This is a genomic window from Tenacibaculum sp. SM2510 (assembly GCF_057002845.1).
The window spans coordinates 469917-482244 of record NZ_CP192703.1; the positions used below are offsets into that span (position 1 = coordinate 469917).

General features: G+C 32.0%; 8 protein-coding genes. 5 read left to right on the top strand and 3 right to left on the bottom strand.

Translation table 11 applies throughout. The annotated features are described in order from the left end of the window. Positions 1 to 2 precede the first annotated feature (2 nt). Complete coding sequence (locus ACQ629_RS02060; protein ID WP_483706299.1) at positions 3 to 2576, top strand: endonuclease; 2574 nt, start codon at positions 3 to 5, stop codon at positions 2574 to 2576. A gap of 173 nt (positions 2577 to 2749) precedes the next feature. Continuing rightward, positions 2750 to 5605 carry an endonuclease gene (locus ACQ629_RS02065; RefSeq protein WP_483706300.1) on the top strand — a complete coding sequence of 952 codons (2856 nt, stop codon included), beginning with the start codon at positions 2750 to 2752 and terminating at the stop codon, positions 5603 to 5605. Between the two features lie 71 nt (positions 5606 to 5676). Here ACQ629_RS02065 and ACQ629_RS02070 read toward each other — a convergent pair whose 3' ends face one another. Next, entirely contained in the window at positions 5677 to 5970 is a 294-nt protein-coding gene (locus tag ACQ629_RS02070) for a hypothetical protein (RefSeq protein ID WP_483706301.1), read from the bottom strand. A gap of 103 nt (positions 5971 to 6073) precedes the next feature. Between ACQ629_RS02070 and ACQ629_RS02075 the strand changes: the two genes are divergently transcribed. From ACQ629_RS02075 to ACQ629_RS02085, 3 genes are read left to right on the top strand one after another with little or no spacing between them, the layout of a single operon-like run. Beyond that, the gene (locus ACQ629_RS02075; protein WP_483706302.1) at positions 6074 to 6703 is read left to right on the top strand and encodes an NUDIX hydrolase; all 630 of its coding nucleotides are present in this window, start codon (positions 6074 to 6076) and stop codon (positions 6701 to 6703) included. A gap of 52 nt (positions 6704 to 6755) precedes the next feature. Beyond that, the gene (locus ACQ629_RS02080; protein ID WP_483706303.1) at positions 6756 to 7586 is read left to right on the top strand and encodes a lysophospholipid acyltransferase family protein; all 831 of its coding nucleotides are present in this window, start codon (positions 6756 to 6758) and stop codon (positions 7584 to 7586) included. Between the two features lie 18 nt (positions 7587 to 7604). Continuing rightward, positions 7605 to 8696: a M42 family metallopeptidase gene (locus ACQ629_RS02085; RefSeq protein WP_483706304.1), complete on the top strand. Its 1092-nt coding sequence runs from the start codon at positions 7605 to 7607 to the stop codon at positions 8694 to 8696. Positions 8697 to 8851: 155 nt separating this feature from the next. Here the strand turns inward: ACQ629_RS02085 and ACQ629_RS02090 are convergent, their stop codons facing one another. Both ACQ629_RS02090 and ACQ629_RS02095 read right to left on the bottom strand, forming a co-directional pair. Continuing rightward, entirely contained in the window at positions 8852 to 11371 is a 2520-nt protein-coding gene (locus ACQ629_RS02090; RefSeq protein ID WP_483706305.1) for a PIG-L family deacetylase, read from the bottom strand. 85 nt (positions 11372 to 11456) lie between these two features. Beyond that, positions 11457 to 12239 (bottom strand): energy transducer TonB, encoded by a 783-nt coding sequence (locus tag ACQ629_RS02095; RefSeq protein WP_483706306.1) that lies wholly within the window; start codon positions 12237 to 12239, stop codon positions 11457 to 11459. Positions 12240 to 12328 lie beyond the last annotated feature (89 nt).

Genomic DNA, 12328 nt, shown 5'->3' on the forward strand with positions numbered 1-12328 from the left:
ACATGAAAAATTTATTACCCTTATTATTACTGACGCTATCAATTTCAGCGTTTTCTCAAGTCCCCTCTTATTACAACGACGTTAATTTAAACCAAAGTGGTACTGCTTTAAAAGATGCTTTAGCATCAAAAATCATTAGTACGCATGCTGTTAACTTATCTTATTCACCTGGTGTTTGGGATGCCTTAAAACAATCTGATTTAGACCCTACAAACAACAGTAAAGTTGTGTTAATTTATGGCTATAATGATTCTGATGGAAATTATGTTACTGATAGAACTCGTAGTAAAGATGCTAACGGAGGTTCTGCTGGAACGCAATGGAATAGAGAACATGTATATCCTAAATCATTAGGTAACCCTAATTTAGGTACTTCAGGTCCTGGCGCTGATGTGCATCATTTAAGGCCTGCTGATATTTCTTTTAACTCACAAAGAAGTAGTAAGAAATTTGCAACAGGATCTGGTAATGCAGGTGATTCTGCAGGTGGATGGTATCCTGGTGATGAATGGAAAGGTGATGTTGCTCGTATGATGATGTATATGTACTTACGTTACGGTAACCAATGTTTACCTAGTAATGTTGCAATTGGCTCAGCGAGTGCTTCAGATAATAATATGATTCAGCTATTATTGCAATGGAACGTTGAAGATCCTGTATCTAGTTTTGAAACACAAAGAAATCCTATACTACAAGGAATACAAGGAAATAGAAATCCGTTTATCGATAACCCTGCTTTTGCAACACAAATTTGGGGAGGCCCACAGGCAGAAGATAAATTTGGAAACGGTGGAGGTTCTTCTGATACACAAGCTCCTACAACTCCTACTAACTTAACCGCTTCAAACATTACAGCAACAGCAGCGAACTTATCTTGGTCTGCTTCTTCGGATAATATTGCGGTTACAGGGTATGATATTTATAAAGGCGCTACTAAAATAGCTACAAGTACTACTAACTCATACAATGCAACTGGTTTAAACGCCTCTACAAACTACACTTTCTCTGTAAGAGCTAAAGATGCAGCGAGTAATGTTTCAGCATCAAGTTCTTCTGTAAATATAACAACTAGCGAAGGAAGTACTTCAGGTACCGCTTCTGACTTATTGATTTCAGAATATATTGAAGGTTCATCAAACAACAAAGCTTTAGAAATAGCTAATTTTACGGGTGCTACTATTAATTTATCTGGTTACTCATTAAAAAAAGCCTCTAACGGTGGTGGCTGGACAAATACAGTAAATTTAAGCGGACAATTACAAAACGGAAATGTATATGTAATTGCAAACAGTAGTGCTTCTACAACTATTAAAAACAAAGCACAATTAACTGAAACAAGTGTTAGTTCTTTTAACGGAAACGATGCTATTGGTTTATTTAAAGGGAGTGCTCTTATTGATTTAATAGGAAATCCTAATAGCTCATCTACATTTGCACAAGATAAAACGTTACAACGAAAATCTACAATCTCTTCTCCTAACACAAATTATACAACTTCTGAATGGACTGTTCTTGCGAAAGATACTTTTAATGGTTTAGGAAGTCACTCTATTGATGGAGGAACTACTACTCCACCTGCAGACACAACTGCTCCATCTGTGCCAAGTAACTTAACAGCTAACACAGTAACAGCAACTTCTGTAAACTTAAACTGGAACGCTTCTACAGATAACACTGCAGTAACAGCTTATGATGTTTATAAAGGTGCAACTAAATTAGCTACAGTAACATCAACAAATTATTCTGTTAATGGTTTAACAGCAGCTACAAACTATACTTTTTCTGTAAAAGCTAAAGATGCTGCTGGTAATATTTCAGCAGCAAGTAATACTGTAGGAATTACCACCAAGAGCATAACCGTTACTTATTGTTCTTCTAAAGGTAATAACGCAAGTTATGAATATATTGATAATGTAGCTATTGGAGGAATATCAAACGTTTCTTCTTCTAATAATGGTTATGGTGATTATACATCTTTAACAGGTAATTTATCTTACGGAAACAATACTATAATTTTTAGTGCTGGTTTTTCAGGTTCTTCTTACACTGAATTTTGGAAAGTATGGATTGATTTTAATAAAAACGGAGTATTTGAAACTAATGAAGAAGTGGTTAGTGGATCTTCATCTAGCTCTGCTAACTTATCAGCTAGTTTTACGGTTCCAACTTCTGCTTTAACAGGAAAAACAAGAATGCGTGTTGCCATGAAATGGGACGCTGCTCCTACTGCTTGTGAAACTTTTTCTTATGGTGAAGTTGAAGACTACTCTGTAAATATTGGTACTAGTGCAAAAGGAGTAAACAACAGTAATTCTGTTACTGGAACAAAGTTAGGTAATGAAACTGCAATTTTTAGTGCGACCATTTCTCCAAACCCTACTGCCAATTATATAAAAATTGAAATGGCTGACAATAGAGATGCTAATTTTAAGATTGTTAATATTATTGGTCAGAAAGTTTTAAACGGAAAAATAAATCATTCAACTATTAATGTTTCTAATTTAAAAAACGGAATCTACATTCTTGAAATTAATGACGGACAAAGAGCTTTTACTAAAAAGTTTATAAAAAAATAATTATCTAAAATTATTAAAAAGTAAAAGGGAAGCTAAATGCTTCCCTTTTTTATTGCAAGAATTCTACTGTTAAAAAGCTGTTAACAAATCACAGAGACTTAACAGTTAAGTAACCTAATAAGGTATTAAAACAATTTTATTTGCAGCGAATAAAAAACAATAAAATCGAACAAATGAAAAAACTACTACCTTACTTTTTACTGATACTATCCATATCAGTATTTTCTCAAGTACCATCTTATTATGATGATGTTAACCTTAACCAAACAGGTGCTGCATTAAAAAATGATTTAGCTACAAAAATTATAAGTAGCCATACAACTGTTTTAACATATACCCCTGATGTATGGAATGCTTTAAAACAAACAGACATTGCCCCTACTGATAACACTAAAGTTGTATTAATTTATGGATGGAATGATATAGATACTGATATTACAAACGATTATACTCGTGATAAAGATTTACACGGAAGTGGATCTGGTGTTTGGAATAGAGAACATGTTTATTCTAAGTCATTAGCAAATCCAAATTTAGGTACAACCGGTCCTGGAGCAGATGCTCACAATTTACGTCCTTGTGACGCACAAAGAAATTCATCACGCAGCAATCGAAAATTTGCTGCAGGCTCAGGAAATTCAGGAATAACAGCAGAAGGAAACTGGTACCCTGGAGATGAATGGAAAGGTGATGTTGCTCGTATGATGATGTATATGTATTTACGTTACGGAAACCAAACTTTACCTACTGATGTAGGTGTAGGGAATCCAGTAGCTACCGATCCAAATATGATTTCTTTATTTTTACAATGGAATGCTGAAGATCCAATATCTATTATAGAAAAACAACGCAATCCTGTACTAGAACTAATGCAAGGTAACCGTAATCCTTTTATAGACAACCCTGCTTTCGCTACTCAAATATGGGGTGGACCTCAAGCTGAAAATTTATTTGGTACAGGTGGAGGATATCTAGATACAGAAGCCCCTACAATCCCAACTAATTTAGTTGCTTCTAACATCACTGCTAATACAGTAGATTTAGCTTGGACTGCGGCTACAGATAATATTGCGGTATCCAATTATACTATTTTTAATGGTACTACTCAAGTAGCAAACACAACAGCAACCAACTTCACCTTAACTAACTTAACATCAGAAACATCTTATAACTTTAATGTTAAAGCACAGGATTTAGTTGGTAATATATCTACAAAAAGTAATTCTGTAGCGGTTACAACAGGTGCTAGTCCAATAAGTGGAGGAAACGGAACTATTACTGAGTTACTAATTTCGGAATATGTGGAAGGATCTTCATATAATAAAGCTATTGAGATAGCTAATTTTACAGGAGCCCCTATTGATTTAACAGCATATTCAATAAAAAAAGCTACGAATGGCGGAGGAACATGGACTAGTACTTTACCCTTAACTGGTTCATTAACTAACGGAGGCGTCTATGTAATTGCTCACGGAAGTGCTGCTCAAGAAATTTTAAACATCGCCGATATTACCAATAACGGTGTGATGTCTTTTAATGGAAACGATGCCATAGCATTATTTAAGAATGATGTCTTAATCGATTTAATTGGAGACATGAATAGTAGCGTTACCTTCGCACAGGATAAAACAATACAACGTAAAATATCTATTAATGCGCCTAACATAACTTATAGTACTTCTGAATGGGAAGTATTAGCCAATAATACGTTTACAGGTTTAGGGAATCATATTATCGATAGTGGATCGAATATTGATACCATTGCTCCAACTGCTCCAGCTAACTTATTAATATCTAACTTAACACAAACTAGCGTTAACTTAATATGGACAGCCTCTACTGATAATGTTGGTGTTATTGGGTACGATGTATTTCAAAACGATATAAAAATAGCAACAACCCCAACAACAGATTACCGTGTTTCTAATTTAAGTACAGATACTGCTTTTAACTATTCAATTAAAGCCATAGATCTTGTTGGGAATATTTCTAATTTAAGTAATAAAGTATTTATTACTACTTTACCAGTACCAGACACAACGACCCCTTCTGTGCCAAGTAACTTAACAGCTAACACAGTAACAGAAACTTCTGTAAACTTAAATTGGAATGCTTCTACAGATAATACTGCTGTTACAGGTTATGATGTTTATAAAGGTTCTACTAAAATAGCTACAGTAACAACTACAAATTATACTGTTAATAGCTTAACAGCTGCTACAAACTATACTTTTTTTATAAAAGCTAAAGATGCTGCAAATAATATTTCTGCAGCAAGTAATACTGTTGGAATAACCACTAAGAGCATAACCGTTAATTATTGTTCTTCTAAAGGTAATAACGCAAGTTATGAATATATTGATAATGTTGCTATTGGAGGAATGTCAAACGTTTCTTCTTCTAATAATGGTTATGGTGATTATACATCTTTAACAGGAAATTTACCTTACGGAAGCAATACTATAATTATTAGTGCTGGTTTTTCAGGTTCTTCTTATACTGAATTTTGGAAAGTATGGATTGATTTTAATAAAAACGGCGTATTTGAAACTAATGAAGAAGTGGTTAGTGGATCTTCATCTAGCTCTGCTAACTTATCAGCTAGTTTTACGGTTCCAACTTCTGCTTTAACAGGAAAAACAAGAATGCGTGTTGCCATGAAATGGGACGCTGCTCCTACTGCTTGTGAAACTTTTTCTTATGGTGAAGTTGAAGACTACTCTGTAAATATTGGTACTAGTGCAAAAGGAGTAAACAACAGTAATTCTGTTACTGGAACAAAATTAGGTAATGAAACTGCAATTTTTAGTGCGACCATTTCTCCAAACCCTACTGCTAATTATATAAAAATTGAAATGGCTGACAATAGAGATGCTAATTTTAAGATTGTTAATATTATTGGTCAGAAAGTTTTAAACGGAAAAATAAATCATTCAACTATTAATGTTTCTAATTTAAAAAACGGAATCTACATTCTTGAAATTAATGACGGACAGAGAGCTTTTACTAAAAAGTTTATAAAAAAATAATTATCTAAAATTATTAAAAAGTAAAAGGGAAGCTAAATGCTTCCCTTTTTTATGCTTAAAAAATCCAGATTCTAAATTTCGATTATATTTTTAGATTTATCAGAAGTAAACACGTAAGTATACAACCACATAAGTGTAAAAGTTGGTATCACATCTAAACCAGGCATTGCTTCTTCTACAAGAGTAATACCAGCTGCAATTTTACCTTTACCTCCTTTATACATTTTGGTCATTAAATACGCTGCTACCGGCGCCCATACTATATCTAATAATTCACCCACACCAGGTATAATATACGATACAAGTCCTATTGCATCAAACAATAAGCTAAGTGCTAAGTTTTTATATTTATTTTTTTTATCCATTTATTAAAAATTAATTCTGTTTGTAACAAATCAAAATTCAAGCCAAAATATTTGATTTTTAACTTTGTAAATTAATATGTTTGCTCTAAAATACTAAAAACGAATGATTTTCTCTGATTTTATAAATCAATTAGAAGAATTTAAGAGCAAACCTTTAGGAGGCTTGGCTTCTCAACTTAAACTTGCTCCACAGTTAAGAATACAATTTACTCAAGAATTAATAGATAGTAAAAAGCCAAAAAGAGCTGCTGTTTTGGCATTGTTTTATCCTGATAAAAATGATGAAACTCGGTTTTTATTAACGCAAAGAGCAAATTACAAAGGAAAACATTCAGCTCAAGTAAGTTTTCCTGGCGGTAAAACAAATAAAGAAGATATCAATTTTAAAGAAACTGCTTTAAGAGAAACGTTTGAGGAAGTAGGCGTTATTTCTGAAGATATAAAAATTATAAAGCAACTATCTGATTCTTACATTCCTCCTAGTAATTTTTTAGTTGCTCCGTTTATAGGCATTACTAAAAAACAACCTTTGTTTAAACCTAATTATGAGGTTGCAAGCATTATAGAAGTTTTAATGAGCGACTTATTAGATGAAAATAATTTAAGCGCTATTGAAATGGAAACTTCATATATGAAAAACATAACTGTACCTTGCTTTAAACTAAATGGTTATATCGTTTGGGGAGCTACCGCGATGATGCTTTCAGAAATTAAAGATTTATTTAAGCAGTAATATTTTCTATTTCTTTTGTAATTTAGCCCTTACACTAAAAATATAATTACAAATGCCTTTATTTAAAAGGAATCCATTCGGACATATTTTATTCATTAAACGCTTTCTTATTCAAGTTTTAGGCGTTATATCTCACGGACGCTACCGAAAATTTAATAATTTACAAATTGAGGGTATGGATATTCTTCGGAATCTTCCTGATAAAAATGTATTATTCATTTCTAATCATCAAACTTATTTTGCAGATGTAGCTTCTATGTTTCATGTATTTAATGCAGCCTTAAAAGGCCGTGATGATAATATTAGAAACGTAGGTTATTTATGGAACCCTAAGTTAAACTTATATTATGTTGCTGCAGGTGAAACAATGAGATCTGGTATCCTGCCTAAAATATTTGCATATGTAGGTTCTGTTTCAGTTGAAAGAACCTGGAGAAGCGAAGGAAAAGATGTTAAAAGACAGGTAAAAATGTCTGATATTTCTAACATTCGTAAAGCGTTAGATGATGGTTGGGTTATTACTTTTCCGCAAGGAACTACTACACCGTTTAAACCTATTCGTCGCGGTACAGCTCATATTATAAAAACGTACAATCCTATTGTTGTTCCTATTGTTATTGATGGTTTTAGACGTTCTTTTGATAAAAAAGGATTATTGATAAAAAAACGAAATGTTTTACAATCAATGGTTATTAAAGAACCTTTAGAAATTGATTACAAAAATGAAGATGTAGCTAGTATTGTTGAAAAAATAGAATATGCTATAGAACAGCATCCATCATTTTTAAAAGTGTTAACTCCCGAACAAATTAAACAAGAGCAAGAATACCGTGAAAAACGACGTTTTTGGGGAGCTGATTCTAACAAAGAAGAAGAGGAATAATAATAACATTACAATAATATGGCTAAAAATAAATCAATCTTAAACGAGAAGTCAATCGATTTCTTAGCAAAATATTTAAATAACGCTGCTCCTACCGGATATGAATGGGAAGGACAGAAAATCTGGATGGATTACCTAAAACCTTATGTTGATGAGTTTATTACAGATACTTATGGCTCAGCTGTTGGTGTAATTAATCCAGATGCTAAATATAAAGTAGTTATTGAAGGGCATGCGGATGAAATTTCGTGGTATGTAAACTATATTTCTGATGACGGATTAATTTATGTAATTCGTAACGGAGGTTCAGATCATCAGATTGCACCAAGTAAAATTGTAAATATTCATACTAAAAACGGCATCGTAAAAGGTGTTTTTGGATGGCCAGCAATTCATACCCGTAATAAAGCAAATGAAGAAGCACCAAAACCAGATAATATTTTTATAGATACTGGTTGTGCTACTAAAGAAGAAGTTGAAAAATTAGGAGTGCATGTTGGTTGTGTAATTACGTACCCAGATGAATTTCATATTTTAAACGGAGATAAGTTTGTATGTCGTGCTTTAGATAACAGAATGGGCGGATTTATGATTGCCGAAGTTGCTCGTTTATTAAAGGAAAACAAAAAAGAATTACCTTTCGGATTATACATTACAAACTCTGTACAAGAAGAAATAGGTTTACGTGGTGCTGAAATGATTGCTCAAACAATCAAGCCAAATGTAGCAATCGTTACTGATGTTACACACGACACCACTACTCCAATGATCGAGGAAAAGAAAGCGGGACTTTTAGAGATAGGAAAAGGACCGGTAATTGCTTATGCTCCTGCTGTGCAACAAAAGTTACGTGATTTGATTATTGATGCTGCTGAAGCTAACAATATTCCTTTTCAACGTTCTGCTTTATCAAGAGCTACCGGTACAGATACCGATGCGTTTGCATATAGTAACGGTGGTGTTGCGTCTGCGTTAATTTCTTTACCATTGCGTTATATGCACACAACGGTTGAAATGGTTCACAGAGATGATGTTGAAAATGTAATTAAAATGATTTACGAAAGTTTATTAAAAATTGAAGACGGAGAAGATTTTTCGTATTTTAAATAAACTATAAGTGTCATTGTGAACGTAGTGAAGTAATATTTACTTCAAAAAAGAAATTCCCTCTTCATACTTCATCGGAATGACGTTTTTATTTAAATAAAAAAGCCTCGAAAACATATGTTTTCGAGGCTTTTTTTAATTTTGTGTAATTACAACTGTTAGAGCTTAATTTCTTTTTGTTTTACGTCATTCTCTTTGCCTACAGACAACATATTCGCAAATAATTTATAAGCACCCGAAACACCTACAGGTAATTCTCTAAAGAAACTTAAACCTGTATATATATAATTTCCTTTTCCGTATTTAGCGATTAACAAACTACCTTCTTTAACAGATTCTCCTTTATCATTCATTGATAAGATTGGCGTATACTCTTTACTCCATTGATTCGGGAAATACAATCCACGTTCTTGAACCCAACCTTTAAAATCAGCTTCAGTAACTTTGTTAGGGTAATTTAAAATTGAATGCTCTTTGGCTAGTAAAGTAACTTTTGCATCCTCATCTGTTACCCTATCTCTAGATAATTTTAACTCAAACGGTGCTTTTACGTCTACCCTTCTATTCGTGTTATACTGTACAATCATATTTCCTCCGTTCTTTACAAATTCTAGCAAATACTTTTGCTTAAACTGTAATTCAGGCAAGGTATTATATGCACGAATTCCTATAACAACTGCGTCAAAACCTTTTAAATTCTTATCATTTATGTCTTTAGGATTTATTTCAATAACTGTATACCCTATTTGACGTAAACTTTCTGGAATTGCATCTCCTGACCCTTGAATATAGCCTATTTTATCTCCTCTTTTTTTAATATTTAAACGAACAAGCTTTGCTTGTGATGGTAATAAAATAGATTGTTTAGGAATGTGATTGTAATTAATTTCGATTAACTCTTTACTATATGTTTCGTTACCAATTGTTGCTATTGCCTTTAAAACTCCTTCTGATTGATTTTTTGGTGGTATAACTTTAAAATCTACTATTTGTTTATCTCCTTTTTGCTCGATATTAAAATCAGCCATTTTAGGAGAAACCTGCCATCCGTTAGGAACCTGTAAAGAAACAGTTCCTATTACATTTTTATCTCCAGAACGAACCTCTAAAGACACTTTTTGAGAAACATCATCAGAAAAAATAATAACCTTACTTTTTAATTTAGTGGTTACTTTTGGCAATACTTCAAAAGGTTCATAAATTTCTCCTTTATCACTTTTAGAATATCTGTAAACAACCGGAATTTTAAATGATATCGGTTGATTTTCTATAATCAAATTATAAACGATGTTAATAGGTCGTTCGCTTTCCGGATTTCCTATTAGTTTTTTGTTTTCAACAGTATACATTCCTAAATCCCATGGTTTTGTTAACCAATAAGGAGATGAATAACCAATGTTTTTAATAGTAATACTTTCTTTAAAGTTTTGCTTTAAATTAGGTGTTAATGCTAAATTTTTAGTAATTATTTTTTCGCTCGGTAATGTTTTAATTGATACTAACTCTATTGAATTAGTACTTCTATTTAAGGCTTCAAAATTAACTTCAAAATTACTATTTGATGTGGTGCTAGATTTGTTTGCAGAAGCTTCTAAATACAAACCTGCGCAAGCTTTAATTATTTGTTGTAATTCTGTTGTCTTTATATTTTTCCAATGTGCATCTTTTAAGTTTTGAACCAATTTATATGCTTCCATTAATTGCGGCAAATGCTTTGATGGATTTACAAAATTGAAATTCTTTTCAATTTTGTATAAAATTTCACCAATTTCGCCACCACCTTCTACTCTATTCCACGTGGTATTTATACCTGAAAAAATATCTTTTTTATCCTTCGGAAAATCACCTTTTAAAAATTCAACATATTCTGTTTGACTTCCACGAGTTGTTAAACGACCAAAACCTTGACATAAATGTTGACTACTAGCCATAGATGCCAATTCGTTGTTTGATAAGCCTTTTAACGGATAATAAGCACCAATATCAAAACTTAACATCTTACTTTTATCTGCTTTATCGAACTTTTCTTGACTACCATAAAACCACCAAGAAGTGTTAAAAAACAAGCGTTGTGGTTGCCAAATACTCGTGTTTTTAAGCTGACTAGCATATTTTGTTTTATCGTTTGCTAAATCAAAAGCTTCCATACTTAACATTGCCGATGAAGTATGGTGACCGTGTGTTGTACCTGGAGTTCTGTGATTAAACCGATTTATAATTACATCTGGCTTAAAAGTTCGGATAGCCCAAACTACATCTGCTAAAACCTCCTCTTTATTCCAAATTTTTAAAGTTTCATCTGGGTGTTTAGAGTACCCAAAATCGTTGGCTCTAGTAAAACGCTGCTCTCCTCCATCTACTCTTCTGGCAGCCAATAATTCTTGTGTCCGAATTACCCCTAATAATTCTCTCATTTCTGAGCCAATTAAATTCTGGCCTCCATCTCCACGAGTTAATGACAAATAACCTGTTCTTGCTTTTTCATGGTTTGATAAATAAGCGATTAAACGGGTGTTTTCATCATCAGGATGCGCTGCAATGTATAATGCAGAACCTAAAAAGTTTAATTTTTGAATTTTCTCAAAAATCTGATTAGAATTTAATTTTTGAGGTTTTTGAGCATTTATTGTTGTTGAAATACAAAAAATACCAATTATAGAAAGTGCTCTTTTAAACATTATAAAGATTTAATTGAACAACAAATGTACTTTTTTTAGTACTAAAAAAATTTATAATATGTTAATTGTATGCAAAAATTATAATTTAATAGTCCATTGAAAAATGTAAAGGAAACTCGTAAGACACATTCACTTTTTTACCATTATGCTCACCTGGTATAAATATTGGAAGTGTTCTTATAATCCTGATAGCTTCTTTTTCTAAAATATTATTATTTATGTCATTACTTGAAGCTTTAATGTTTATTACTTCTCCATTAGTATTAATTATAAAACTAACTAAAACAGAACCTTCAACGTTATTTACTAATGCTTGTTGTGGGTATTTTAATTGAACTTTAATATGTTCAGCCATTCTTTGATTAAAAGAAATATTATTATTTGGCATTGGAAATGAAGGTACATTTGATACTTCCGCAAAAGAAACTGTTCTTTTAAAATTTGTTAAGTTAATACCTTCTTTAACTTTCAATTCTGCTTGAGTTAACTCGTTATTAACTTTATTTGAAACCAAACTTATACTTTTTGCACTGTTTCTAATTAACTTTTCTTTGTTAGAAATAACTTTAGGTTCATTAATTGACATTGCAAGATTTTCTATTTCGCTTTTAGCTACCTTAAGTATTGTTTTATTTAATGGTTTTTTTACTCTATCACTAAACCTTTTTTTCTTTAAATACCTTTTACTAAATACTTTTGATGTTGTTTCTGAGTTTTGAATAGCAGCTCTAGATGATTTGTTTTCGCATTTTTTTACAGAAATACTATTTATATCTATGTAATTCGACTCAACTTCGTCTTCACAAACTTGCTGAGCAACTATCACTTGAGTAAAAAAAACTAATAATGCTAATACTATATTTTTCATGTTAAAAAATTACATTAATATATTATAAATGTATCAATAACATAAGCATCTTCAGTTCGTTTTTCGATGAACGACCTTATATGTATAGA